Source organism: Frankia sp. Hr75.2 (assembly GCF_949319125.1).
Lineage (GTDB): Bacteria > Actinomycetota > Actinomycetes > Frankiales > Frankiaceae > Parafrankia > Parafrankia soli.
In genome coordinates, this window is the sequence record NZ_CASGGV010000122.1 from 56567 (window position 1) to 82634 (window position 26068).

Sequence of the window (26068 nt, forward strand, 5' to 3'; positions counted from 1 at the left end):
CGGGGCCGACCAGAGCCCTGCCCGCTTCAACCCCGTGTTCCTCCTGGACGTCGACGCCCAACCGCCCGAAGGAAAACAGATCTCCCCACCCTTGTCAATGAACGCTCACAAACCTGGAACGCCAATTTGATGCAGTCAGGGTTCTTCTGGCGGTACGCCCGGATTACGATGCTTTCTTCCCCTCAATCCGATAGGCTGCGCGGGTCTCCGCCCTGCCGGCCGGCGCCACCGAACAGCATGCCGGTCCCGGCCGGGGCAGCACGACCGGAGGCCGGGCCGCCCCGGCCCTCCGTCCGACGACAGGGCCCTGGACCAGGGCACGAAGCGCCGCCGGCGCCGGCGGACACCCCTTGACGAGCCGCCCGGTCCGGTAGGTGACTTCTTCTCCCCGCCGCCGCGCACACCGATACCGAAACCGATTCCCGGCGGTCACCGCGGCGGGGAACGTCAGCGCGACAGCCATCGTCGGACGCATTTCGCAACCGCACTGTTCGGCTGCATTTCGCGACCGCATGACGGAATTTCTCGACCGCCTTGAACGGCAGGTCTCACCGATTCGTCGGCAGCCATCCGGAAACGTGTCCCGCCCGCTTCTCGACCGTTCCTCCCCTCGCAAGGATGTCAGCGTGACATCATCCACGGATCATTCGGACGCAGACCCGCTCCGGCCCGTCGAGAGCTTCTTCCGGGCCATCAGCACAAAGGACGTCGACGGGCTCAGGGCCTGCCTCGACCCGCCTTCGAGATGATCGTCCCGCAACAGCCGGCCCGTGGCTTCCGGGGGCGTGACCAGGAGATCGCCACCCTGAACACCCTGTTCGAGACGCACCCCGGCTCCGCCGTCGAGATCCATCGGACGGCGGTCAACGGGAACGCGGTGTGGACCGAGACGACCGCGACCGCGGCCGCCACGGGGATGGAGATGGCGGCGGTCGTCATCTGGACCGTCGACCCGGCCGGCACCACGATCTCCAGCGGCCGCTACTACTCGGAGGCCGTCCGGCGGGAGGGCCCGGGGATCACCGGGTTCATCCGCGGTCTCGGCCGGCCCTCGTAGGTGCCCCGGCGGCAGCGCGGCACGCAATTCCCGAGGTCAGACAATCCCGACACGCTTAACCTGATGGAAACCCTGCGCGCGGCTGAATCGGGGCATCTGAAACACCGGTCCGGGGCAGCGGCGGCGCCCCGGACACCATCGCGGAACTCCTGGCAGAATTTGCTGGAACCGTTCGCGCACGCGGACTGGAACCGGCGCCACGCGAGTGGCGCCACACGGCGGATCGCCGGGCCGGCGAACCGCCGGTCCGCGCGGCGGGAGGAGGTGGGCGGTGACCGGGGCCGAGCGGGCCGACGCCGCCCGTAATCGCGCGGCGATCCTGGCCGCGGCGGCGGACCTGTTCGACCGCGAGGGGGCCGAGGAGGTGTCGATGAACGACATCGCCGAGGCCGCCGGGGTCGGCAAGGGCACCGTCTTCCGAAGGTTCGGCGACCGCACCACCCTGGTCGAGGCCGTCCTGCAGCCCCGGGCGAACACGCTGAGCCAGCGCGTCGAGCACGGGCCGGCGCCGCTCGGCCCCGGTGGCAGCCCGACCGAGGCGCTGAGCGCCTACCTCGACGCCCTGCTCGACTTCGTGGTGGCCAACCGGACCCTCATCCGGGCACTCGAGCACCGTGGGCCGAACGCCTACTACTCGAACTCGTCCAGCCGGTACTGGATCGCCGAGCTCGCCCGGCGCCTCGCGGCCGTGCGGCCCGGGGAGGACACCGACTATCTGGCGCACGTCCTGTTCACCGCGCTGCGTGCCGACGTCGTCGACTACCTCGTCGCGGCCCGCCAGATGCCCCTCGATCGCGTCCGCGCCGGTCTCCACAACCTGGCCGGAGTGTGACGGGCTCGCGCCGGGCCTGCTGCTCGCCTGGTTCGACCGCTGGGTGATGGATCTGCCGGACACCCCCGTGCCGGACCGCCCGACGTTCGTGAGCTTCGAGGGTCCCGAAGGCACCGGTGCCGGCTGGCGTGAGGTCTCGAACTACGACCCGGCCGCCCACGGCCGCACCGGGACGCTGCTCCTGGGCAAGGACGGCGTCCTCACCGACGCCGGTGACCGCCGGGGAGCCCACCGCCTTCGAGATCGGCATCCGGCCGGTCCACCACCGCTTCGCCGTCGGCCACCGCATCGGTGTCCGGGTCTCCGGCGGCGCCGCCGACGTCCTCACTCCCAACGCGAGCCCGGTCGACGTGACCGTCAGCACCGGCCCTGGAACCTCCACCCTGGTCATCCCTACCGTGCCCGAGTAGGACGGTCTCCGCGGCGGGCGCGCCGGCCGCGGTCGCGGGCGCGCCAGCCGCCGTGACGGGCGTGGTGGCCGCGCCCGCGGCGGTGGCCGGCACCGCCGCGGGTGGGCGCATGGTGGGGGCGGCGTCGGCGTCCCGAACGCGCAGCGCGGCGAGGAGCCCGAGGGCGGCCAGTGCCGCGGCGACTGCGAACGCCCACCGGAAGGAGCCGGTGTCGCCGACGACCGACCCGCCGCCGGGCCCCGTGGCGGCGGGTCGCGCCAGGCTGAGCGCGGTGGAGACCAGCGCGACCCCGAGCGCGGAGGCGAGCTGGCGCTGCGCGTTGAACAGCGCGGAGGCATGGCCCGTCCGCTGCGGGGAGATGGTGGCAAAGGCCGCGGTCTGGGCCGGCATCATCACGAAGCCGATACCGAAGCCGACCCCGAACAGCAGCGCGCGCAACGGCCAGAGGGATCCGGCCGAGTCGAGAAAGCCGAGGGCGAGCATCGAGGCGGCCGCGAAGACCAGGCCGCCGGCCATCAGCCGGCGCGGCCCGATCCTCGGGTAGAGGCGCCCGGCGATCTGGGTGGCGGTCAGCACACCCAGGGCCTCGGGGAAGACGACGAGCCCGGACGTCGTCGCGCTGGCGCCCCGCACCGTCTGCATGAGCAGCGGGACGAGGAACAGCACGCCCATGAACGCCATGAACGCGATCGACAGGGTCAGGCTGACGGTGCGGAACAGGTCGTTGCCGAGTAGCCGCAGGGCCAGCAGCGGCTGGGTGCGGCGCAGCTCCCACCACACGGTGGCCCCGGTCGCCAGGAGCCCGACCCCGGCGGCCGTGAGGGTCCCGGCCGAGCGCCAGCCGTGGTTCGGCCCGACGGACAGCGCGTAGAGGACGAGGGCGAAGCCACTCGCCGAGAGCACGAAGCCCAGCGCGTCGAAGCGGCCGGCACCCGGCACCCGGGAGCCGGTCAGGAACGCCAGGCCGAAGCCGAACGCGGCGATCCCGATCGGCACGTTGACCAGGAACACCCAGTGCCAGGACGCCTGGTCGGTCAGCACCCCGCCGAGGATCGGGCCGGCGGCCGGCGCGACGACGGTGGGCACGATGAGAATCCGGGCCGCCCGGGCCCGTTCCGCCGGTGGGTAGACCCGGTAGAGCATCGCCATGCCCACCGGGGTGAGCAGGCCACCGCCGACGCCCTGCAGCACCCGGAAGACCACCAGCGCGGTGAGGCTGCCGGCAAGCCCGCACAGGGCGGAGGCCGCCGTGAACACGCCCAGCGCGGCGAGGAACACCGGCCGGCTGCCGAACCTGTCCGCGAGCCAGCCCGACGCGGGGATGGAGACGGCCAGGCTGACCAGGTAGGCGATCACGACCTCGTCGATCGACCCGGAGCTCACGCCCAGGTCGGCGGCGATGGAGGGAAGTGCCACGTTGACGATCGTGGTGTCCATGATCGTGATGAACATCGTCGCGACGAAGAGGGTGGCGACGACGACGCGTTGGCTCGGGCGGCGGTCGAGGGGGACGTCCATGCCGACTCCTTCTGTCCCGCCGCGGCCGAGGTGGGACAGGGCTCCGGCGTCAGACGTCACGGGCCGGCATCATCCGGCCCTCATAGTGAGGCAACCTCACTATGAGGGTGTACGGGAGAGTCGTCAACCGAGGCGGCGGGTGGGGCCGCTCACCACCACCCGCCGCCCGAGGGCTCAGTTCCCCTGGCCGTTGGCGCAGAGTCGCTCGCGCACCACCTGGAACGCGTCACCGGCCGGATTGACCTGGACGAACGCGGCGCACTGAAGCGGGGTGGTCGCGTTGGTGCGCAGGTCGGTCGCCTCGATGAGCCCGCCGGCGTCGTAGTCGGTCACGTTCCGCAGCGCGCTGATGAAGCCCTCGCGGGTCGGGCAGTCGCCGGCCAGCTCAAGTCCGCGCAGGAACATGTCCGCGTAGATGTATCCGTACACGGCGAACTTCTCTTCGGGCTGGACGGCCTGCGGCGCGAAACGGGTCATCGCGTCGCGGTAGCGGTCGATGGCCGGCCCGCCCGCCTCGAACGGGTGGAAATAGACCGGGAAGGAGACCCCGCGCAGCGCCGGCCCCGTCGAGGCGAGCACGCCGCGGTCGTACCCGCTGGTCGAGACGGTCGAAGTGAGAGCCAGGTTCGCCTGGCGGGTGGCCTGCACGATGGCGGCCAGGTCGTCCACGGTGGTGAAGCCCATGAGCGCGTTCGCGCCGCTGCCGGCGATCTGCTGGGCCACCCGCGCCGGGCTGTCGACGCTGGCCGCGAAGGGAATCAGCGGGGCCACCTGCAGACCGACGGCCTCGAACGCGCTGCGGTACCGCCCGGCGACCTCCTCGGTGAACGCCGACCCCCCGGTGCTCACCATGGCGACCTTCGTTCCGCCGTTGGCCTGGAAGTACCGGCCGATCGTCTCCGGCGCCGCGTCGTACAGGTGCGCGAAGACATTCGGGTACTTGGCGTAGGAGGGCTGGGTGAGACCGACGTACGGAACTCCCTCTTTTTCGAGGCTGTCGAGGGAGCCACCGATCGAGGAGGTCACTCCCACCAGGCCGAAGGTGGAGCTGCTGAGATCCTGGGTCACCCGCACGGTCGTGGCCGGGGAGGCTCCGTCGTCCCGCCAGTCGTAGGTGACGCGGCGGCCGTTGACCCCGCCCGCCTCGTTGGCCAGCCCGATCCTGGCATCAACCCCCAGGCGGGCCGACGAGAGCGCCTCGCTGCCCGTGCCCGTGTCGGAGAAGATGAAGCCGAACTTGACCTGGTCGGCCGTGACTCCGGGACTGTCGCAGGGGCCGTTTGCCCCGGCTCCTGCTCCCGATGTCGAGCACCCTGTCAGGGCACCCACGACGATCGCGGCTACCAGGGATAACGGTCCGACCACTCCAGCCTTACGCATACAGATTCCCCCTATGAGCGCGCGGACGAACGCACGCGGCGATGTCGTGGCCGCGGCAGGCCTTCCCTCACCGGGCCGCCCACGGCACCCAACCCTCGTGCCTAAGCATTTCATTAGCGAAGTTTGAGGATCGTAGCCGCTACTCCCAGGACGCCAAATATGGACCCTGACCTGCACAGACATCGTCACGCAAAGCACAGTTCGCAGCCCTGGGCCAGCGTCGGCGCGATGTGCACACAAGGTGCTTCCGGCCGTGCCGAACCATCCCCAATCAGTCCGAAACGGTCGGAAACAATCACGATCACAAGGCGTCGATCTCGCGCCTGGTAACGGGACGACTACCGGTCACCTGACACCGCCGTCCGTCTGGCCTGCCCCGGGTCTCGTGACGCGACTCGGGCCGACCGCGGTTCAGGGAACCTGTCAGCGGCCGGAGCTCGCCGTCGCGGCCTGCTCCCAGATCTGGCGGGACACCGCCTGCGGATCGGCCGCGAGGCGGGACGGCACGTCCCAGATGCGGGTGATCGCCTTGCCCGCCCGGTAGACCGGCCATCCGGGGTCGCCGGTCGCGGCGAACGAGATCCAGGCCGAGCGCATCTGCTCCGACAGGTCGACGACCCCGGCCGGGACGGGATTGCCGAGCAGCATCGACGACATCGTCCCGACGAAGTTGCCGAACGTGAGTGGGGTGTCGATGCCGTGGCAGGCGCCGAGCGCGCCCGCGAAGGCGGGGCTCTGCCAGGCGAACTCGTAGCAGTAGGCGCGGCCGGGATGGTTGCCGACGCACCACAGCGAGGGCATCCGGAAGGCGCCGTCGGAGAGGATCATCGCGTTCAGGTCGGCATCGGACAGATCCGGGTGGGCCGCCCGGTAGGCACCGGCCGCCGAGGGCGGCAGGCCGACCGTCACCGCGGTCGCCGCCGGATCGGCGTCCGCCACGCCCGCCGCGATGGCGAACAGCCGGTACTCGTCACGGGTGGAGCCGGCCACGAGATCGACCTCGCCGCGCAGCCGCCCCCACGGCAGACCGGGGACGAGCTCCCCACCCAGGATCGGCCCGTACGGCGTGATCTGGCCTTCCTCATGCTGAACCGCGTGGATGGCCTCGGGGCGCACGGCTGCCAGGTCGCTGACGGTGGCGCGCACCCCGAGGGCCGCGGCGATGCGCTCGGAGGTCGCCCGGGCGTGCTCCGGGGTGAGGAAGCCACCGGCGACGCTCTGGGCGATCGCGCGGTTGAACAGCCCCCGCCCCTCGTCCGCCGCCACCAGCACGGCCACCGAGGTACCACCCGCGGACTGGCCCATGATCGTCACATTGTCAGGGTCGCCGCCGAACTGCGCGATGTTGTCCCGCACCCAGTGCAGCGCGGCCAGCTGGTCGAGCAGGCCGCGGTTGAGCGGCGCGTCGGGCAGCCAGCCGAACCCCTCGAAGCCGACCCGGTAGTTCACGGTCACCACGACCGCTCCCCCGCGGGCGAGCGTCGCGCCGTCGTACTCGGGCTGGCTGGCGGAGCCGATCAGGAACGCGCCGCCGTAGAACCACACCAGCACCGGAAGACCACGCCCGGTGGGATCGGGCGTCCACACGTTCACGCTCAGGCAGTCGGTGCCGTCACCGGGATGCCACAGCGACTCCAACCCTCCCATCCACGAGGTCTGCGGCGGGCTGGGGCTGAACCTGGTGGCGTCCAGGGTGCCCGTCCACCGCTCGGGTAAGCGGGGGGCGGCGAAGCGGGCGGGGCCGTCCAGCGGGGCGGCGTAGGGGATCCCACTGAATACCGCGATGCCGTCGAGATAGTCGCCCCGGACGTGACCGGCCGCCAGGTGCCTTACAAGGTTCATGTGAAGCCCCCCAGGACGTAGCAGGTGCTCCCGGGAGGTAGCTGTTCCACCCGGGACATCGGAAGTCTCGCGCGTGACCTGCACCTTTGCGCCCATTGCCCTGGTGTCAGCGCAATCGGCCGGTACCAAATATGGGCAAACAGCATGAAAAGCTCAGCCGACAGCGGAGATAACAACCCCTCCGCGCGAGGTGTGACCAAGAACCCACCGGTCGTACACGGACATCGCGTCGATGTGCGTGATACACATAGTTGTACTGTACAGCTAATCTTGGGGTGCACATGGACGCCAGCGAAGTCTCGAACGGAGCGAGTCCGGGCCCCGGCCCGGACCCCGGCCCGGACTCCGGAGCCGGGACGGACGCTCCGTCACGAGCCAGCGCCATCGTCGCCGTCCTGGCCGCGGTCGGCGTCCTGGTCTCGCTCATGCAGACGCTGATGGTGCCGCTGATCCCGGTACTGCCGAAGCTCCTGCACTCCAACGCGAGCGACGCGTCCTGGGCCATCACGGCGACCCTGCTCACCGGAGCCGTCGCGAACCCGGTCTTCGGCCGGCTCGGCGACCTGTTCGGCAAGCGGCGGATGCTCCTGCTCTCCGGCTACATCCTCGTGGCGGGCTCGCTGGTCTGTGCCCTGACCGACTCCCTGGTGCCGATCGTGGCGGGGCGGGCCCTGCAGGGCCTCGGTCTGGCGATCATCCCGCTGGGCATCAGCATCATGCGTGACCTTCTCCCGCCGAAGCGGCTGATCCCGGCCATGGCCCTGATGAGCTCGTCGCTCGGCATCGGCGGCGCGCTGGGACTGCCGATCGCGGCGATCGTCGCGCAGAACCTCGACTGGCATGTGCTGTTCTGGGGTTCGGCCATCGCCACCCTGATCCTCATGGCGCTGGTCACGGTCGTGGTCCCCGAGTCCCCCGTCCGGGGTTCCGGCAGCTTCGACCTGCCCGGAGCGGTGGCCCTCTCCGCGGGCCTCGTCGCGCTGCTGCTCGCCGTGTCGAAGGGGAGCAGCTGGGGCTGGTCCAGCGCCACCACCCTGGGGCTGTTCGGAGCCGCGGTCGCCGTCCTGCTGGCCTGGGGCCGGTGGGAGACGCGCACGAAGGCCCCGCTGGTCGACCTGCGCACCTCGGCCCGGCGCCCGGTGCTCCTGACGAACCTGTCCTCCACCGTGCTGGGCTTCGCGATGTACGCGATGTCGCTGATCTGCCCGCAGATCATGCAGCTACCCAGGGCCACCGGGCACGGCCTCGGCCAGTCACTGCTCGCCACCGGCCTGTGGATGGCGCCGGCGGGGCTGATGATGATGGTCGTCTCGCCCTTCGCCGGACGCCTGATCACCACCCGCGGGCCGAAGGCCGCCCTCCTCTCCGGCACAGCTGTGATGACCGTCGGATACGTCGCCGCGCTCGGGCTGATGGGCAGCCCCGTGGGCGTCCTGGTCATCGCCTGTTCGATCAGCGGCGGCGTGGGGCTCGCCTACGCGGCGATGCCAACCCTGATCATGGCCTCGGTGCCCGCTTCCGAGGGCGCCGCCGCCAACGGCCTCAACACCCTGATGCGCTCCATCGGGACGTCGACGGCCAGTGCCGTGATCGGCGTCGTGCTGGCGAACATGACCATCTCCTTCGGGACGACGCAGGTCCCGTCACTGACCGGCCTGCGCGTCGGCTTCCTGATCGGCGCCGGCGCCGCACTGGTGGCCTTCCTGGTAGCCCTCGCCATCCCGGCCCGCAAGTCGGCCGCACCCACCTCCGTCGTTCCCGACCAGCGCAGCCCGCACGACCGGCCGACCGGGGCCGCTGGGGCCGCCGCCGGTTCCGTGGCGGAGGGCACCGCGGGCGCCGCAGCGACGGACGCGGTCGAGGCAAGGGCCTGAGCGACCGCCCCGGCCCATACCCGGCGGAGCCCCGCGCTGACGGGGCCCCGCAGCCGGCACGAGCACGGCGACGCCCCAAGCCCCGGGATGCGGGACCTGGGCATCTCGGGTCCCACTGCCCGGAGACGTGTGGCTGCCAACCCGCCGTGGAAAGCTCCACGGGCTCCGGCCTGGGCCGCCAACGTTGGCCAGAAGGCCGAACCTTTCCCTGGCTGCACCAGTCTCGCCAGCTCCGCACCCAGTGGGAACGCCGGGTCGACATCCACCGGGCGTTTCTCGGCCCCGCCTGCCCGATCATCTGCCTGCGCAAACTCCAAGCATCATTCGGAACGGGTTTAAGACCGTGTCTGCGGGCGCGGACCGCGTCGTTCACCACGACCTCCTGGATCCGGCATGACTCCACCGACGACCGCTGGCGGCTTCCTCGGGTCTGGTACCGCTGCCGTGTCAAACCCGTTCCCGCTCGGATCACCCACTGACCGTCCGCGAAATCGGCACCGGTGATCCTTGACAACCATCCTGCGCCAGACAATCGCCAGGACATCTGGGGTGACCCGATCACCGCCCTGCCTCGACCCGACCCACCTCGCTTATCATCATCAATCGGGTACATCGGGCGGATGTTTGAGGGGTGGCCGTGCCAGGAGATTCGCCGCTTCCCTCCCAGCTAAGCCTGCGTGGTGACGGTGGATTTGACCGATCCCGGCGCGGGCGTTTCCGTGGTGGGCGGTTCGGCGCCGTGCTCACGGCCGCGCTTTCCGCCGCAGTGCTGCTGTTCAGTGTGGGTGGCTGGTCGCTGTACGCCTACGCCAACGGCAACGTCACGCACGTCGACCTTGACCTGGGTGACGATCGTCCGGCCGCGGACCATGATGTCGAGAACTATCTGCTCGTCGGCACGGACAGCCGCGCGGGCACCGGCGACGAGTACGGCGGCTCCTCGCTCGTCGCCGGCCAGCGCTCTGACACCACGATGCTGATCCACGTGGCCGAGGACGGGGCCACCACGATGGTCTCGTTCCCGCGCGACACCCTCGTCGTCATTCCCGAGTACACCGACGCGGCCGGCAAGGTGCACAAGAAGCATCGGGGCAGGTTCAACTCGGCGATCACCGACGGCGGCCCGTCGCTGCTGGTGAAGATGATCGAGAGCCTGACCGGGATGCGGGTCGACCACTACGTGTCGGTCGACCTCGCGGGCTTCAAACAGATCACCGACGCGATCGGCGGCGTCGACGTCTGCGTGCTGCCCTCGGACTTCAAGGACCACTTCCAGGACGACAACAAGCGGTGGCGGGTGAGCACCAACACCAACGACACGATGAGCGGCTGGTCCGGCGGCCCGGGTACCCTGCACGTCAACGGCGAGCAGGCACTCGCGTTCGTCCGGCAGCGGCATGGCTTCATGCAGGGCGACATCGCCCGGATCAACCGCCAGCAGCAGTTCCTCGGCGCCGTGCTCCGCAAGGCCACCAGCGGCGACGTCCTGACAAACCCACTCAAGTCGTCGGCGCTGCTCCGGGCCGCGACCGGCGCGGTCACCCTCGGTAACACCACACTCGACGAGCTCATGGCCCTCGGACTGTCGATGAAGGGCATGGCGGCCGGCACGATGCACGTCGAGACCCTGCCGACCCGCGCGCCCGGCCTCGCCGACGGCGGAAACCCGAACAACGGAACGCTGCCCGGCTTCGGCGCGGTGCAGCTCTACGACCCGGTCGACCTCGCGAAAATCGTCATGCCGCTGGGCGGCCAGGTCGACGGCGTCACCCTCGAGGACACGACCGCCTCGGCCACGCCCGGCCCGGTGACCGTCCCGCCCGCGCAGGTCGCTGTCGCCGTCTACAACGGCTCCGGCACGTCCGGCCTGGCGGCGAAGGTGACCACGGCGCTGGTGCGGGAGGGGTTCCAGGCAACCAGCGCCGGCAACGCCGACCCCCGCGCGGCGTCACAGGTGCGCTACGGCCCCGGCCAGGAGCAGGCCGCGTGGACGGTGCAGGCGGCGGTACCCGGCTCGATCGCCCGCGCCGACTCGACCATCACCGGGATCCACCTCATCCTCGGCAGCGGGTACACCGGCGTCGTCGCCCCGGCGATGGCGGGTGCCACACCCGCCGCCGGCACGACGCCCGCAGCCCCGGCGGCCGCCGCACCGCAGGGGCCGCCGCCACCGCCCTGCACGCTGTGAAAACCACCCGATCTGAGGCGGGACCTTCCCGAGCGGTCCGGGAGACGTCTGGCCGGCGCCACCAACATCGCCGGACGAGTGGTGAGGTGCGTTCCGCTGACCAGGACATCCAAGGGTGCTTATGCTCTGAGCTGAATATTGATTAACGACTATGTATGGCGGTGGCTGCATGGACGCGGAGTCTGGCCCGGGCAGGGCATGGGCACGCTTCGGTGGCGGGCGCTGTCTCGCCCCGACACTCGGGCGGTGCACCCCGGTGTTCGGACGGCTCACCCCGGCCCTTACACGGGCGGCGTCATGACCCGGCGGCCGCTTGCGGGACTGCAGGTCGTGGAATGTGCGAGCTTCGTCGCCGGGCCCACCGGCGGGATGACGCTCGCGCAGCTCGGGGCCGACGTGATCCGGGTCGACCCGATCGGCGGCGGCAGCGACTACCAGCGCTGGCCGGTGGCACCCACCGGCGAGAGCTACTACTGGACGTCCCTCAACAAGGGGAAGCGGTCCGTCGCGGTCGACCTGCGTTCCGGCGCGGGCAAGGAGCTGGTCACAGCTTTGATCACCGCGCCGGGGCCGGATCGCGGTGTCCTCGTCGACAACGTCGTCGGGCGGCGCTGGATGTCCTACGACGCCCTGACCGCCCGCCGGCCGGACCTGATCCACGTTCGCGTCCAGGGCTATCCGGACGGGCGGCCCGCCGTCGACTACACGGTCAACGCCGAGGTCGGCCTGCCGGGAATCACCGGGCGGGAGGAGGGCGGCGCTCCGGTCAACCACGTGCTGCCGGCCTGGGATTTCATCACCGGGCTGACCGTGTCGACGGCGGTTCTCGCCGCGTTGCGCGACCGCGACCGCACCGGGGCCGGCGCGTTCGTCGAGCTGGCGCTGGCAGACGTCGCGCTCAGCGGTGTGGCGAATCTCGGCTGGCTGTCGGAGGCCGCGGCCCGCGGGACCGAGCGGCCCAGGCATGGCAACCACGTCTACGGCAGTTTCGGCGTCGATTTCACCTGCAGCGACGGCAACCGGGTGATGGTGGTGGCGCTCACCGAGGGCCAGTGGGCGGCGCTGTGCTCGGTGACCAAGACCGGCGAGGTGTTCGCCGCCCTCGAAACGGCGCTGGACGCCGACCTGGCCCACGAGGCCGACCGGTACCGGCTACGCGAGACCATCGCCGCGGTGCTGCGTCCCTGGTTCGCCGCCCGCGACTACCAGCAGGTCAGCAACGAGCTCGACGCCGCCCGCGTGCTGTGGGGCCGGTACCGGGGCATGTCCGACGTCGTCGCAGCGCACGCCGCGGACCCGATCCCGCTGCTCGCGGAGGTCCGGTTGCCGGCTCACGAGCCGTCCTCGGGAACCGTCACGGCGATCACGGCGCGCTCGCCGATGCGCTGGGACGGCGAGTACGGCGCGCCCGGTGAGGCACCGCGCCTCGCCCAGGACACCGCGCCCGTCCTGGGCGAGATACTCGGCCTGACGGATGCCGAGATCGGCCGGCTGATCGACACCGGCGTGATCGCGAGTGAGACGACGGGACGGGCGGGATGACGATCGGATCGGTCGCCGAGGGGCCCTACTTCGACGAGCTGGCCGTCGGGCAGCGGTTCCGCTCCGCGCCGGGGGTCACGCTGACCGCCGGCCTCGCGGACGTCCACCGCTCGATCGTCGGCGGCCGGCTCGCCCTGGCCCTCGACACCGCACTGTGCGCCGAGGTGACCGGCGCCGCGGCGCTCGCCCCGCCGAACGTCGTCTGGGACGTCGCCATCGGGCAGTCCACGGTGGTCACCCATCACGTGAAGGCCAACCTGTTCTACCGCGGGCTGGTCTTCCGCCGGGCGCCCGAGATCGGCGACACGCTGCGGACGTCCACCGAGGTCGTCGCACTGCGGCAGAACAGCGTCCGGCCCGGGCGCCGGCCGACCGGGCTGGCGGTGCTGCGCATCACCACCGTCGACCAGCTCGACCGGCCCGTCCTGGACTTCTGGCGGTGCGCGATGCTCCCGCTGCGCGACCCCGACCGGACCACCGGGCACCGCGACGACATCGAGGCCATCGGGACCGTCGAGACGGCCGGGACGGCGGAGCTCGGGGCCGTCGTCGAGGGCTGGGACCTCGAGCGTTTCGCGGCCGCGACCGAGGGCGCGGGCTTCGCCGATCTCAAGGTCGGGCAGAGCTGGCGGGTCGGCGGCGGCGACGTCGTGTCCAGCGCGCCCGAGCTGGCCCGGCTCACTCTGAACATCGCCCAGGTGCACCACGACACCCGGGCCGGCGGCGGGCGGCGGCTGGTCTACGGCGGTCACACCATCGGCCTCGCGTTCGCCCAGGTCACGCGGGCACTGCCGCGGCTGGTCACCGTCACCGGCTGGCACGGCTGCGACCACGTCGGGCCGGTGTACGAGGGCGACACCCTGCGCAGCGACATCACGGTGGAGGACCTCACCCCGCTCGCCGCGGGCGGCGGCCTGGTCAGCCTGCGCTCGCGGGTACGCGCCGACGGCGGCCCCGGCCAGGAACCCGACCGGGACGTCCTCGACTGGCGCTTCGTCGCGGTCCTGCCCTGATCGACGCGCCGGCCGCTCCGGCGCGGTCATGAGGGCCCGCCCGCCGGGGTGGCAGGTGTCTCGATCGGGCAGTCATCAAGGATGGTCATGCAGTAGCTGGCGCGGCTGACCTTCCAGCCGCCCGCCGTGTGGATGACCTTGCCGCTCGTGGAGTACGAGCGGGGCTCGTCCCACTGCCCGGTGAACGGCCTCAGGATGGTTGGGTCGGTGAAGTTCAGCGTGAACGAGGCCACGGCGTGCTCCGGGTCCCGCAGCACCACGTCCTGCACGGTCACCCGCAGGGTGTGTGCCAACCCGGGATGGTTTGCGAGGAAGCGACTCCTGGTCTCGGCGAGGCCCGGCCCGTTCTCGATCGCCGCGAGCGCCCGGTCCGCAGGCCCGTCCATGGCGTACGCCCGTGTGACGGCCTCGCGGACGGCCTGCTCGGTCTTCGGGTCGAGCGTTGGCCGGGCTCCGACTACCAGCCCTTCAGCGACCCGGCGCAGTTCGTCTTCGGTGAGAGGAGTGCCGGCGGCTACCTCGATGAGCAGCCCGTCCTGCTCGGCCCAGACGAGGGCGAACTCCCGCTTGGGGTCCATGCGGGTGAACACGGCCGGCCGGCCCCGGACCGTCGTGCGGGCGAAGGTCCGCTCTGGCTGCACGCGCATGCTCGACTCGACGGCGTCGAGGGTCGGTACCGGCCCCCAGCTGACCGTGACCATGACGAACGCCATCTGCTTACCCATCATCGCGTTGAAGGACGACCAGTAGGTGGCGATGTCCGGGGTGGGCTCGCCGGTGCCGGCACCGCTCGTGTCCTCCTCGAAGGTCATCTCGGCGGGTATCCAGGTGATGCCGACGCCCCCCACGTCCCGACCAGGCCCCAGCCCGGAACCCGGACCGGCGGTCGGGGCGGACGTCGGCCCAGCGGCCGGACTGGCGGTCGGTGACGGGCGGGCCGGCCTGACCTCGACGGTGTCGGAGTCCGACCGGGCCAGGCCCAGACCCGTGGGGATGGCGACCACGAGCACCGCCACCGCCGCGGCGAGCGCGACCCGCCGCCTGCGCCGACGCAGGCGGAACCGCTCGCGTACCAGGCGGGTGGTGTCCGGGCGGGCCGTGACTTCGGCCGTCACGGCCCGCATGGCCGCTCGTAGATCCCGTTCGACGTCGATGGTCACGGAGTCCTCCTTTCCGCCGGCAGGACGTCGTCGAGGTGCGCGCTGGCCCGCAGTCGGGCGAGTCCGCGCGAGGCCTGGCTCTTGACCGAGCCGACGCTGCAGCCGAGCGCGGCCGCGACCTCCGCCTCGGGCAGGTCGTCGAGGTAGCGCAGCACGAGCACCGCGCGTTGTCGGACGGGCAGGGTCATCAGGGCACGGATGAGCTCGTCGCGCACCGACAACCGGTCGGCGTGGTCCGGCAGGCCGATCTCGGTGTCCGCACCCAGCGGCACCTCGTGGATCCGGAACCGGCGCCACCGGCTCGCCGCCGCGTTGACCAGCGCCCGCCGCACATAGGCCTCCGGGTGCCCGGCGGACACCCGCGGCCAGTGCCGGTAGGTGCGCTCCAGAGCCCCCTGGACCAGGTCCTCGGCCGTCCCCCGGTCGCCGACCAGCAACACCGCGCAGCGCACCAGCCGGTCGCCCGTGCGCGCGACGAACTCCTCGAACGCCCGCTCCTCGCGTTCCAGCACCCGATACGTCCCTTCCGTGGTCCTGCCCTCCTGAACGCCGCCGCGCGCCGCCAGGTTGAGTGCGGCCACGAAAAGGCTTGCGGGACAGGGAACACGGCACGGACACGGAGCGCCGGCCCCACGGGCGACGATGGTGTCCCTGCGTGGCGCTCCGGTGGCACTTTCGGGTGAACCCGATCAGGTACTCGTTACCCACGGGCAGACCGGACGATAGCGTCCAAAACGCACCAAAGCTTGACAAGGGGAGGGGGTGGGACAACAGACCAGCCGCACTGCGCTGGTCGATTACGCGAGGAGATTCGCGCATGAGATTTGTCGGCTCCTGGAAACGTCGCGCCCTGGCGCTCGCCGTCGCCGCGACGGCCTGCACCCTCGGCGGTGGCATCGTCGCCGGGCCCGCGCAGGCGGCCACCTGTTCCGACGTGGAGGTCGTTTTCGCCCGGGGCAGCGGTGAGCTGCCCGGCCTGGGCATCACCGGCGGCCCGTTCGTCAACGCCGTGAAACAGAACCTGCCCGGTAAGACGGTCGCCTCGTACGCCGTGAACTACGCCGCGGACTACGCGCAGACGTCGGCCGGCCCTGGGGCCACCGACATGACCCGGCACGTGAAGGCGACCGCGGCCGCCTGCCCGAACACGAAGTTCGTGCTGGGCGGGTACTCGCAGGGTGCCAGCGTCACGGACATCTCGATCGGGATTCCGACGTTCCTCGGCCTGGGCGAGACCATTCCGAAGGAACTCGCCCCGCGGGTCGCGGCGGTGGTCGTGTTCGGCAACCCACTGGCACTGACCGCCGGTAAGATCACCACGGCGAGTCCGCTCTACGGCCCGAAGGCCAAGGAGTACTGCAATCTCGGCGACCCTGTCTGCGCCTCGGGGTTCAACTTCTTCGCGCACATCATGTACGGGTTCGACGGAAGCGCCGCCGACGGCGGGAAGTTCGCCGCGTCGAAGGTCCTCGCGCTGAAGTAGTCCGCACGCTGAAGTACTCGGCGCGCTGCGGCAATGGTGAAGCGGCCCGCCGGGGCGGAACAGTGTCGTCCGTCCCGGCGAGCCGCCCGGCGCGGTCAGCCCAGCGGTGCGGCGGCTATTACTCCGGGATGGCGCGCAGGTACTGCGCCATCGACAGCGGCGTGATGCTGAGGACTCCGGAGTCCACCGGCATGGTGATGCCGGTGATCCAGCGTGCCTCGTCGGAGGCGAGGAAGGCCACGGCCCAGCCGACGTCCCAGCCGGTGCCCGGGGTGCCGAGCAGGCCGGCCTCGTTGCGCAGTTGCGTGCGGAAGTCGGCCCGCGGGTCCTGCCCGGAGACGGAGTTCACCATCGGGGTGGTGATGTGCCCCGGCGCGATCGCGTTGACCCGGATGCCCTGCCGCCCGTGCGAGTAGGCCATGTCGACGGTCATCGCGAGCATCGCGCCCTTGGCCGCCGAGTAGGCGATCGTGCCGTCGCCCCGCAGCGCGGAGATCGACGAGATGTTGACGATCGAGCCGGAGCCCTGGGCGGCCATCACCGGCACGGCGTACTTGGACGCCAGGAAGACCGTGCGCAGGTTGACGTTGAGGGCGCGGTCCCAGGCCTCCTCCGAGAGGTCCACGACGGTGCCCAGGGAGGCCAGCCCGATGTTGTTCACGAGGATGTCGACCGTGCCGAAGTTCTCGACGGCCGCCGCGACCATCGCCTCGCACTGGTCCGCCTGCGTGACGTCGGCGGCGAAAACCTTCGCCTTGCCGCCCTCTTCCTCAATCATCTTTAAGGTCAGCTCGGCGCGCTCGGGGTACAGGTCGACGAGCAGGACGCTCGCGCCCTTCCGGGCGAGCACCACGGCGCTGGCCTTCCCGGTGCCTATCCCGTCACCCGGCGTGGAGCCGGCTCCGGTGACGATGGCGACCTTTCCCTCGACCCGTCCAGAACTTCGTGCCATCCGACGTCTCCTCTCTCAGCCACGCCAGCGCGTCAGAAGGGCCGCGCCCGCCTCGTATCCGCCGACGTTGGTCACCGCGGCGACTTCCGCGCCGACCACCTGCCGTGCCCCGGCCTCGCCGCGGAGCTGACGGATCGCCTCGGCGGTGTGACCGAAGGAGGCGTGCAGACGCCCGCCGGAGAGCTGCCCACCCCAGGTGTTGAGCGGCAGGTCGCCGCCGAGCGCGATCCGCTTGCCGCCCTCGACGAAGGCGCCCGCCTCGCCGGTACCGCAGAATCCCATCGCCTCGAGCCACCAGACGGCCTCGATGGTGAAGCCGTCGTAGAGCTGGGCGACGTCGACGTCGGCGGGCCGCAGACCGGTCCGGTTCCACAGGGCCGCCGCGGTGGCGTGGCCGACCCGGCCCATGTCCTCCCACTGCTCCCACGAGGGGCGTCCGTCCACGACCCCGGCCATCGCCTCGATGGCGACCGGTGCCCGCAGGTCGGGGGCCGTCTCCGCCGCCGAGACGACGATCGCGGTGGCCCCGTCGACGGGAACGTCGCAGTCGTACAGGCAGATCGGCGTGGAGATCATGCGCGACGCCAGGTAGTCGTCGACGGTCAGCGGGTCGCGGTAGACCGCGTCCGGGTTGAGGGCGGCGTGCGCGCGCTGGGTCACCGGGATCCAGGCGAGCTGCTCGCGGGTGACGCCGTACTCGTGCATGTACCGGGTGGCGTAGGGGGCCACCTGGCACACCGGGGAGAGCGCGCCGATCGGCAGCAGCCAGGCCAGCGGCCCCTCGGCCGCCGGGTGGATCGACCCGTAGGCGGGGCGGCCGCCGGCGTTGCGCGCGGCGCTGCCCTCCTTCACCGTCCGCCAGATGACGACGTGGCGGGCCTGGCCGGTCGCGATCGCCTGCGCCGGGCCGTAGAAGGGCAGACTCATGCCCTCGACCTGGCCCTGCCGCCAGGTGGTGGTGAGGCGCAGGGCGTCCTGGATCTCGTACAGGTTGCCGTTGGCGTAGCCGGGCAGGTTGGCCTTGCCGCCGCCGGGGAACATGGCCAGGCCGTCGATGTCGTCGACCTGCAGGCCGGCGTCCTCGATCGCGGCGTGAACGGCGTCGAGGGTCAGCTGGAACCCGGAGCGGTCGATGCGCCGCCCGACGGCCGACTGGCCGACGCCGGAGAGCACGACCCGCTTCTCGAAGTGCTCGGTGCCCGTCACGCGGTCGCCCCGGCGCCGCTCTCGGAGGCGCGGTCGACGGCGACGAAGCTCGGGACGGCGAAGTCGCCGGGCCCCGGCTCGAAGCCGACCTCGACCGCCATCCCGATCTCCACGGCCTCCGGGGGGCAGCCGCGCAGCCGGCCGGCCACCCGCACGCCCGGATGGCCCGGGAACTCGACGAGGACGATCGCGTAGGGCACTTCGAGACCGGGCATCCAGCGCTGGTGGTTGACCGTGAAGCTGTACACCCGGCCGCGCTCGGTGATCTCCACGAACTCGACCGGACGGCTCCGGCACACCCGGCAGGCCCCGTACGGCGGGAAGGAGTCGGACCCGCAGGCCGGGCAGTGCTCGACGAGCAACCGGCCTTCACGAGCCGCCGTCCAGAACGGCTCGGTCTCCTCGGTCACGGCCGGGGGTATACCCACGATCGCGGTCAAGCCTCTCCCCCTTGCTTCCCTGCTCAGCCCTTGCTTCCCTGCTCAGCTTCCCTTCACAGGGAAGAGGAGTGTACGCTCACTCCGCTATTCTGCCACGCAAGCCCGGACACGCGCGCGGACAGCCGCCGAGTCTGCTCCCCGACCCGGACGGCCTGGTCACGCCGTCCGGCCGGTCGTCCGTTAAGGAGCCCTGGTTGCCAGGCAATCGCATCGTCTTCGGAGCAGCGGCCCTCCCCGAGCCGGACCGGGCGTGGCTCGCCGCCGCGGAGCGCCTCCCGATCGAGTCCGTCTGGCAGGGCGGCCACATCCTCCCCCGGACGGGCACCGGAGAGGTGATCACCCGGCTGGCGCTGATGACCGCGTGGACGGAGCGCGTCCGCGTCGGCACCTCGATCCTGCTCGCCCCGCTCTACCCCCCGGTGATCATCGCCAAACAGCTCGCCGACCTGGACGTCCACAGCGGCGGCCGGATCTCGGTCGGGGTCGGCGTCGGCGGCGAGTTCCCCCAGGAGTTCGACGCCGTCGGCGTGCCCGTCGCCGAGCGCGGGGCGCGCACCGACGAGACCCTGGACATCCTCCGGGCGCTGTGGTCCGGCGAGCCGGTGACCCACCACGGGAAGTTCTTCCACCTCGACGAGGCGAAGCTCGTCCCGGTCGAGCTGCGCGGCGCGGACCGGCCGGGCGGGCGGCCCGGCGGCCCGCCGCTGTTGATCTCCGGCCGCAAGGGGCCCGCCATGCGCCGCGCCGCCCGCGTCGGCGACGGCTGGATGCCCTACCTGATGTCACCGGACGCCTATGCCCGCACGGTCGGCACCGTCCGCGAGCACGCCGCCGCGGCCGGCCGCGACCTGGAGAAGTCCGGCTTCGAGTGGATGATGTACGTCTACTGCTCGATCCGCCCCGACGGCGACCGCGCCCGCGACGACGTCGCGTCGTTCCTCGGCGGCGCCTACGGGAACAAGCCCGGCGGCATGCTCGAGCGGGTCGCCCCGGCCGGCACGCCCGAGGAGGTCGCCGCCCGCTTCCAGCAGTACGTGGACGCGGGGGTGCGCCACTTCATCATCTCCCCGGCGGCGCACGAGGACACCCTCGAGGTGATCACTCTCGCGGCCAGGGAGGTACTGCCCCGCCTCACGCTGCCGGCGGACGGGCTGTCAGTGGACGGCCTGTCAGTGGACGGGCTGCCGGCGGACGAGGTCGCGCCGTGAGCACCGCCCCCGCCGGACGTCCCTGCGAGGGCCTGTCGGTCGTCGAGGTCGCGGTCGGCACCAGCGACCTCGGCCTGGGCCTGGCGGGCGGCGTGCCCGGTATGATCTTCGCCGACCTGGGCGCGCGGGTCGTCCGGGCGGTCGGGACGTCGACGCCGGCGATCGACGAGCACGTGGCCTGGGGCGAGGTCTGGCACCGCGACAAGCAGCTCGTCGTCACCGACGACGCGGCCGAGGTGCGCGCGCTGCTCCGGGGCGCGGACGTCGCGTTCGTCTACGGACCCGAGGCGCTCGTCGAGCGGCGCGGCCTGGGCCACCTCGACCTCCAGGCGGCCAACCCGGGCCTGGTGTACGCCCGCTGCCGGCCCAGCCGGACGTCCAAGGGCCTCGGGGAGGACTTCGGGCTGCTGGTGGAGGCGCGGGCCGGGTTCTGCACCCAACTCGCCGGGCACCGGCCGGGCCCGATCTTCGTCGACGCGCAGGCGTCGGGCAGCGGCACGGCCTTCCTGCTCACGACGTCCGCGCTCGCGTTGTTGCGCCGCCGGGTCGGGACGGGCACCGGCGGCTGGGCCGAGACGTCGCTCTACGACGGGCTGCTCTCCACCCTCGGGTGCATGATCGGGCGCTCCGAGCGCGCCGCGACGGAGATCGAGTCCTACTGGGAGAAGGGATCGACCTTCCCGAACTTCCTGTACCGCTGCGCCGACGGCGAGCTGCTGCAGGTCTGGTTCGGTGGGAAGGGGATGTACTCCCGTCTCATCGACGTTCTCGGCGACACCCCCAGCGACGAGGGCTACTACGCCGACCAGATGACCGGGGCGCTCAACGAGCGTGCCCGCCGCTGGCGCTCGCCGTTCGCGCTGCGGCCGCGCGAGGACTGGCTGAACCGGCTGCGCGAGGCGGGCATCGCCTGCGAGCCGGTGCTGCGCCCCGGCGACGCGCTGGCCGACCCGCACCTGGCCGAGGTCGGCCTGGCGGTGACCCGCTCGGAGTCCGGCCGGCGGGACGTCGTCGTCGGCTCGCCGATCTCCGTCCGTCCCGTCCGTCCCGCGCCCGCGGACGGCGCCCCCGCCGCGAGCGCGGCCGGGACGTCCGGCCGTCTCCTGCGGGGGGTTCGCGTCCTGGACTTCTCGGCGTTCGTGGCCGGTCCGCTGGGCGCCCAGATCCTCGCCGACCTGGGCGCGGAGGTCGTCAAGGTCGAGCCGCCCGAGGGCGAGGCCATGCGGGCCGCCGCCTACGCGGTGGCGGCCTGCCAGCGCGGCAAGCGCAGCCTGGCGATGGACCTGGGCGCCCCAGAAGCCCGGCCCGTCGTGGAACGGCTGATCCGGTGGGCCGACGTCGTCGTGCACAACTTCCGGGTCGGGGTGGCCGAACGGCTCCGGATCGACGCGGAGACCGTCGCCCGGCTCAACCCACGCGCCGTGTACTGCCACGCCAGCGCCTTCGGCCCGACGGGACCGCGGGCGAAGTACCCCGGCAACGACGCCCTGATGCAGGCGCTGACCGGCCTGGAGCAGGCTGTAGGCGGCACCGGCAACGATCCGGTCGCCCCCACCTGGATTCCGCTGGACGTCAGCGGCGGCTGGGTGGCCGCGACCGGCATACTGGCCGGCCTGTACGCCCGGGAGTCGACCGGGTGCGGGCAGCGGGTGGCGACGAGCCTGCTGGGCGCGGGGATGCTCCTGCAGAGCGGGGTGTTCCAGCGCGACGGCGAGCGCGTCCCGACCCCCTCGCTCGACTCGACCCAGACCGGGTACGGCCCGGGCTACCGCATCTACGCCGGCGGCGACGACCGCTGGTTCGCGCTCGTCCTGCCCGACCGCGCCGCGTGGGCCCGCCTGCGCGAGCTGACGGCACCCGCCGCGACGCCCGTCACCGGCGACGCGGCCGCCGGCGACGACGGCACCGCGGCCGGCGGCCTGCCGGAGTCCTACGTGCCGCTGCGTGGGGGCTCGGACGACGCGAGCGCCCGCCGGGCCGAGTCCGTCCTGGAGGCCGTGTTCGCCGCCGCGCCGGCGGCCGAGTGGGTGGCCCGTCTGCGCGCCGCCGGCCTGCTCGCCGACCTCATCGAACCGCTCGACCGGGACGGCTTCCGCCGCGCGGTGCTGGACGACCCGGTCAACCGCCAGCTCGGCCGGGTCGCCTCGTACGAGGTCGCCGACTGGGGCTGGTTCGAGCAGATCGGGGCCCTGCCGCGGTACGGCCCGACCGGCGTCGACGCGGACCCGGTCACGCCGATGCTGCCGGGCGTCGGTGAGCACAGCGTCGCCGTGCTCACCGACCTCGGCTTCCCCCCGGCGGAGATCGACGCCCTCCTGGCCGCCAAAGCCGTCCGCCAGACCTGACCCCCTCGCGGACAGACCTGCTGGCGGACAGACCTGACCCTCACGGATCCCGGAAGCACCGCGGAATCCCCTCGGACGCCGGCCGTCCTGGCCGGCGTCCGCATTCATCACCCGCCTTTCGGGGCGGCACCGCCGTAGATCCCGGAGAACTGCCTGGGCGGCGTTCCGCGCGTTACCGGTGAGAACGAGATCGCCCGCCTTCGGGAAGGCGGGCATTCAGCCTGCCACCGCAAACGCCCCTGCGCCCGATAGGGAAAAAGTGTATGCTCACTTACCAGGACTGAGGCCGTGTGAACCGGCCCGCGATCTGCGCGGCAGGCCGCCGAGCGACACGAAACCGTGGCAGGCGACAGAACCGCGACAGGCGGAGGAGGCAGCCAGGTGACCACGACGATCCGTCTCGTGGCCTGCCCGGCGCCCGGAGACGACCCGCACCTCGTGGCCAGCCAGCGCACCGCGCGCAAGTCCCGGCACTTCGACCGGCGCAGCGAGTATTCACTGAATCGTTTTCCCGGAGGTGGCACGCGGTGGACTACCAGCTGATCGATGCCGATGGCCACTACTACGAGCCCGACGACTGCTTCTCCCGGCATATCGAGGCCGGTTTCAAGGAGCGCACCGTACGGGTCGAGCGCGGGGCCGACGGCCTGGGCCGGGTCTATCTGGGCGACCGCCGCACCTTCATGAGCGTGATGCCCGGGGACTACGCGTCCGCCCCCGGCGCGCTGCAGGGCCTGTTCGTCGGCGAGGTGGCGGACGGCTTCACCCACCGCGAGGTCCTGAACGCGAAGGACCACCCCGCGTTCATCGAGCGGCCCGCGCGGCTGGACCTGATGGACGACCAGGGTGTCGAGGCGACCATCATGCTGCCCACCCTCGGCGTGGCCGTCGAGCAGGACATGGCGGACGACGTCGAACTGACCTACGCCAGCCTGCGCGCGTTCAACCGGTGGCTCGAGGAGGACTGGGGCTACGCCGAGCAGGACCGGATCTTCGCCGTTCCGATGCTCTCCCTGCTCGACATCGACCACGCCGTGGCCGAGCTGAAGCGGGTGCTGGACGCCGACGCGCGCCTGGTGCACCTGCGCCCCGGGCCGATCGGCGGCCGCTCCCCCGCGCACCCCGACTTCGACCGGTTCTGGGCGATGGCGGCCGAGGCCGGGGTCGGGGTCGTGTTCCACGTCTCCAACAGCGGTTACAACGCGGCGTACGGCCGGCTCTGGTCCGAGGACGCGGGCAACCCGTCACACCTGCAGTCGCCGCTGCAGTGGGCGCTGTGCAACACCGAGCGGCCGATCGTCGACACGCTCAGCGCGCTCACCCTGCACAACCTCTTCGGCCGACACCCCAACATCAAGATCATCTCGATCGAGAACGGCAGCAACTGGGTGCGACCGCTGCTGAAGACGGTCGACAAGGCCGCCGCCCTCGGCCGGCGCGGCCCGATGATCGGCGGCACGCTCTCGGCGAAGCCCAGCGAGATGCTCGCCGAGCACCTGTGGGTCTGCCCGTTCCCCGAGGACGACGTGCACGACCTCATCAGCGTGCTCGGCCCGGACCAGGTCCTCTTCGGTTCGGACTACCCGCACCCCGAGGGGCTCCGCCAGCCCATGGACTACGTCGAGCGCCTCGACGACTGCGACCCGGTCACGCGGCGCAAGGTGCTGCGCAGCAACACCGCCGACCTGCTCCGGATCCCCGACAAGGAGACCGCCAGGTCCGCGTAGGACAGTCCGCGTAGGGACAGTTCGCGTAGGGATAGTCACCGTAGGACACCAACCCCGCCCCCCGGGCCGGTCCGGCTCGGCGCCGGGTCGGGCCCGGCCAGGCCCTGAGCGGCAGAGACAGAGAGCCCGCGGACGCGGAAGCGCCCGGGTGGCCACCGCGGAATGGCTACCCGGGCGCGGGGTTGGTCCGGTGGTCAGGACTGCGGGGTGCCCTCCCCGGTGCCCCGGGCGCGCAGCAGACGGCCGGGCGTGGCGCCGGGGATGTCCTTACCGTACGAACGGGTGGCTACGCCGTTGACCCACACGTGCTCGATGCCGGTGCTGCGCACCACCAGGCGGTCGGCGCCGCCGGGCTGGTCGTACACCCGCTCGACCGGGGTCGTGCCCACCGTGGCCGGGTCGAAGGCGACGAGGTCGGCGTGGAAGCCCTCCTTGACCAGCCCACGGCCGTCCACCCGGAAGGCCTGGTGGGGATGACCGGTGAGGCGCCAGACCGCGTCCTCCAGCGCGATCGCGCCGCGCTCGCGCACCCAGTGACCGAGCAGGTGGGTGGAGTAGCAGGCGTCGCAGAGCTGGTTGGCGTGGGCGCCGGCGTCGGAGAGCCCGAGCAGGGTGCGCTTGTCCGCCAGCAGCTGGGCGATCTCGGCGTCACCGTCGTTCTCCAGCACCACCCGGAAGCGGGTGGGGACGCTGTCCGAGAGCGCGAGGTCGAGCATGACGTCGAAGGGGGTGGTGCCCCGCTGCTGCGCCAGCCGGTCCAGCGGGATGCCCACGACGTCGTGGTGGGCGCCGGTCTCCTCGACATCGATCTTGGACCAGCGGTGGCTCCACGCGCTCAGCGTCGCGGGGCGGGCCCGCTCCCGCCAGGAGGCGTCGCGGTAGAGGTCGGCACGCTCCTCGCGGGGCCGCGCCAGCGCCTCCTTCCACTCGTCGATCTCGGCGAGCGGCACCGGGTCGTCCATCGTGATCTGCATGACGATGGGGCGGCAGGCGATCTGCGGGTAGACCTCGCCGGGCAGCGCCCCGCCCCGCTCGACGGTGCGCATCGCCGCGCCTGGCTTGTCCGCGCGGGCGACCAGCGCCGTCCACGTCACCGGGACGCCGAAGCGGGTGGCCAGCTCGGAGAACTGGTCGATGAACAGGCCCGGGCCGATGGAGACCTGGACGACGCCGCGCCCGAGCTCGCTGAGCACCGAGACCATCGAGTAGACCTCGTCGACCTCGGCGAAGCGGCTCGGCACCGGACGGCCGTAGGCGCCCTGGTGGGCGGGCTGGCGCGAGGTGGAGAACCCGATGGCGCCGGCCTCGAGGGCCTCGCGCACGATCTCGCGCATCCGCTCGAGCTCGGCCGGTGTCGCCGGCCGCTCCTCACCGCCGACCACGAACGCGCGCAGCGGCGAGTGGCCGATGAAGGCGCCGACGTTGAGACGCTTGGGCCGCTGGTCGAGGGCGGAGAGGTACTCCGGGAAGGTCTCGAAGGACCAGGAGATGCCGGCGTCAAGTGCGCTGAGGGACATCCCCTCGACGTTCTCCAGGAGGCGCATGATGATGTCGCGGTGCTCGGGCCTGGTCGGCGCCACCCCGAAGCCGCAGTTGCCCATGATCACGCTGGTCACGCCGTGCCAGCTCGACGGCGTGAGGTCGCCGTCCCAGAGAATCTGGGCGTCGTAGTGGGTGTGCACGTCGATGAAGCCGGGGGCGAGGGTGAGCCCCTCGAGGTCGACGACCTCGCAGTCGGGCGTCGGGGTGAGCTCGCCGGGGGCGCCGACGGCGACCACGCGGCCACCGCTGACGGCGACCTCCGCGGCGCGGGCCGGGGCACCCGTCCCGTCGATCAACGAGGCGTGGCGCAGCAGCAGATCCATCGAAACTCCGATCGGTCGCCCGCGGC

20 protein-coding genes and 1 pseudogene are annotated in these 26068 nt (G+C 71.9%); 12 read left to right on the forward strand and 9 right to left on the reverse strand.

Annotated elements, in window-relative coordinates:
• The first annotated feature begins 745 nt into the window (after positions 1-745).
• From AC559T_RS11580 to AC559T_RS11590, 3 genes are all read left to right on the forward strand, one after another.
• Complete coding sequence (locus AC559T_RS11580) at positions 746-1057, forward strand: nuclear transport factor 2 family protein (RefSeq protein ID WP_112109075.1); 312 nt, start codon at positions 746-748, stop codon at positions 1055-1057.
• A 271-nt stretch (positions 1058-1328) separates the two neighbouring features.
• Positions 1329-1889 carry a TetR/AcrR family transcriptional regulator gene (locus AC559T_RS11585; protein WP_112109074.1) on the forward strand — a complete coding sequence of 187 codons (561 nt, stop codon included), beginning with the start codon at positions 1329-1331 and terminating at the stop codon, positions 1887-1889.
• Positions 1890-2101: 212 nt separating this feature from the next.
• The gene (locus tag AC559T_RS11590) at positions 2102-2299 is read left to right on the forward strand and encodes a CocE/NonD family hydrolase C-terminal non-catalytic domain-containing protein (protein WP_498868713.1); all 198 of its coding nucleotides are present in this window, start codon (positions 2102-2104) and stop codon (positions 2297-2299) included.
• 273 nt (positions 2300-2572) lie between these two features.
• Here AC559T_RS11590 and AC559T_RS11595 read toward each other — a convergent pair.
• The 3 genes and pseudogenes from AC559T_RS11595 to AC559T_RS11605 all read right to left on the reverse strand — a co-directional run.
• A pseudogene (locus AC559T_RS11595) lies at positions 2573-3817 on the reverse strand (DHA2 family efflux MFS transporter permease subunit); the annotation flags it as partial.
• A 174-nt stretch (positions 3818-3991) separates the two neighbouring features.
• Positions 3992-5197, reverse strand: a complete 1206-nt coding sequence (locus AC559T_RS11600) for an ABC transporter substrate-binding protein (protein WP_498868694.1) — start codon at positions 5195-5197, stop codon at positions 3992-3994.
• A 423-nt stretch (positions 5198-5620) separates the two neighbouring features.
• The gene (locus AC559T_RS11605; protein WP_498868695.1) at positions 5621-7039 is read right to left on the reverse strand and encodes a carboxylesterase/lipase family protein; all 1419 of its coding nucleotides are present in this window, start codon (positions 7037-7039) and stop codon (positions 5621-5623) included.
• 281 nt (positions 7040-7320) lie between these two features.
• Between AC559T_RS11605 and AC559T_RS11610 the strand changes: the two genes are divergently transcribed.
• The 4 genes from AC559T_RS11610 to AC559T_RS11625 all read left to right on the forward strand — a co-directional run bounded on the left by AC559T_RS11610 (position 7321) and on the right by AC559T_RS11625 (position 13656).
• On the forward strand, positions 7321-8913 hold the full coding sequence (locus tag AC559T_RS11610) for an MFS transporter (RefSeq protein ID WP_498868696.1): 1593 nt from the start codon (positions 7321-7323) through the stop codon (positions 8911-8913).
• Positions 8914-9550: 637 nt separating this feature from the next.
• Entirely contained in the window at positions 9551-11101 is a 1551-nt protein-coding gene (locus AC559T_RS11615; protein WP_112109112.1) for an LCP family protein, read from the forward strand.
• Between the two features lie 297 nt (positions 11102-11398).
• Complete coding sequence (locus AC559T_RS11620) at positions 11399-12643, forward strand: CoA transferase (protein WP_498868697.1); 1245 nt, start codon at positions 11399-11401, stop codon at positions 12641-12643.
• Entirely contained in the window at positions 12640-13656 is a 1017-nt protein-coding gene (locus tag AC559T_RS11625; protein ID WP_498868698.1) for a MaoC family dehydratase, read from the forward strand. Before AC559T_RS11620 ends, AC559T_RS11625 begins: the two co-directional genes overlap by 4 nt.
• Before the next feature lie 26 nt (positions 13657-13682).
• Here the strand turns inward: AC559T_RS11625 and AC559T_RS11630 are convergent, their stop codons facing one another.
• Together AC559T_RS11630 and AC559T_RS11635 are read right to left on the reverse strand one after the other, a co-directional pair.
• Positions 13683-14816 (reverse strand): hypothetical protein, encoded by a 1134-nt coding sequence (locus tag AC559T_RS11630; protein WP_112109068.1) that lies wholly within the window; start codon positions 14814-14816, stop codon positions 13683-13685.
• Positions 14813-15328 carry a SigE family RNA polymerase sigma factor gene (locus tag AC559T_RS11635; RefSeq protein WP_112109111.1) on the reverse strand — a complete coding sequence of 172 codons (516 nt, stop codon included), beginning with the start codon at positions 15326-15328 and terminating at the stop codon, positions 14813-14815. The genes AC559T_RS11630 and AC559T_RS11635 overlap by 4 nt, the downstream gene beginning before the upstream one ends.
• 305 nt (positions 15329-15633) lie before the next feature.
• Between AC559T_RS11635 and AC559T_RS11640 the strand changes: the two genes are divergently transcribed.
• On the forward strand, positions 15634-16299 hold the full coding sequence (locus tag AC559T_RS11640; protein WP_498868699.1) for a cutinase family protein: 666 nt from the start codon (positions 15634-15636) through the stop codon (positions 16297-16299).
• Between the two features lie 118 nt (positions 16300-16417).
• On the opposite strand, the gene AC559T_RS11645 is transcribed toward AC559T_RS11640, so the two are convergent.
• Genes AC559T_RS11645 through AC559T_RS11655 form a run of 3 tightly spaced genes read right to left on the reverse strand, consistent with a single transcriptional unit; the run spans position 16418 to position 18867 of the window.
• Positions 16418-17251, reverse strand: coding sequence for an SDR family NAD(P)-dependent oxidoreductase (locus tag AC559T_RS11645; RefSeq protein WP_498868700.1), 834 nt, complete (start codon positions 17249-17251; stop codon positions 16418-16420).
• Positions 17252-17266: 15 nt separating this feature from the next.
• Positions 17267-18457, reverse strand: a complete 1191-nt coding sequence (locus tag AC559T_RS11650) for a thiolase family protein (RefSeq protein ID WP_071059555.1) — start codon at positions 18455-18457, stop codon at positions 17267-17269.
• Entirely contained in the window at positions 18454-18867 is a 414-nt protein-coding gene (locus tag AC559T_RS11655) for an OB-fold domain-containing protein (protein ID WP_041255108.1), read from the reverse strand. Before AC559T_RS11655 ends, AC559T_RS11650 begins: the two co-directional genes overlap by 4 nt.
• 224 nt (positions 18868-19091) lie before the next feature.
• On the opposite strand from AC559T_RS11655, the gene AC559T_RS11660 reads away from it, so the two are divergent.
• From AC559T_RS11660 to AC559T_RS11675, 4 genes are all read left to right on the forward strand, one after another.
• Positions 19092-20105 (forward strand): LLM class flavin-dependent oxidoreductase, encoded by a 1014-nt coding sequence (locus AC559T_RS11660; RefSeq protein WP_498868701.1) that lies wholly within the window; start codon positions 19092-19094, stop codon positions 20103-20105.
• Positions 20102-22450 (forward strand): CaiB/BaiF CoA-transferase family protein, encoded by a 2349-nt coding sequence (locus tag AC559T_RS11665; RefSeq protein WP_112109063.1) that lies wholly within the window; start codon positions 20102-20104, stop codon positions 22448-22450. The genes AC559T_RS11660 and AC559T_RS11665 overlap by 4 nt, the downstream gene beginning before the upstream one ends.
• 381 nt (positions 22451-22831) lie before the next feature.
• Positions 22832-22993 carry a hypothetical protein gene (locus AC559T_RS11670; RefSeq protein ID WP_157904194.1) on the forward strand — a complete coding sequence of 54 codons (162 nt, stop codon included), beginning with the start codon at positions 22832-22834 and terminating at the stop codon, positions 22991-22993.
• The gene (locus AC559T_RS11675; protein ID WP_071059552.1) at positions 22978-24177 is read left to right on the forward strand and encodes an amidohydrolase family protein; all 1200 of its coding nucleotides are present in this window, start codon (positions 22978-22980) and stop codon (positions 24175-24177) included. Before AC559T_RS11670 ends, AC559T_RS11675 begins: the two co-directional genes overlap by 16 nt.
• Positions 24178-24371: 194 nt before the next feature.
• On the opposite strand, the gene AC559T_RS11680 is transcribed toward AC559T_RS11675, so the two are convergent.
• On the reverse strand, positions 24372-26042 hold the full coding sequence (locus tag AC559T_RS11680) for an N-acyl-D-amino-acid deacylase family protein (RefSeq protein ID WP_498868702.1): 1671 nt from the start codon (positions 26040-26042) through the stop codon (positions 24372-24374).
• Positions 26043-26068 lie beyond the last annotated feature (26 nt).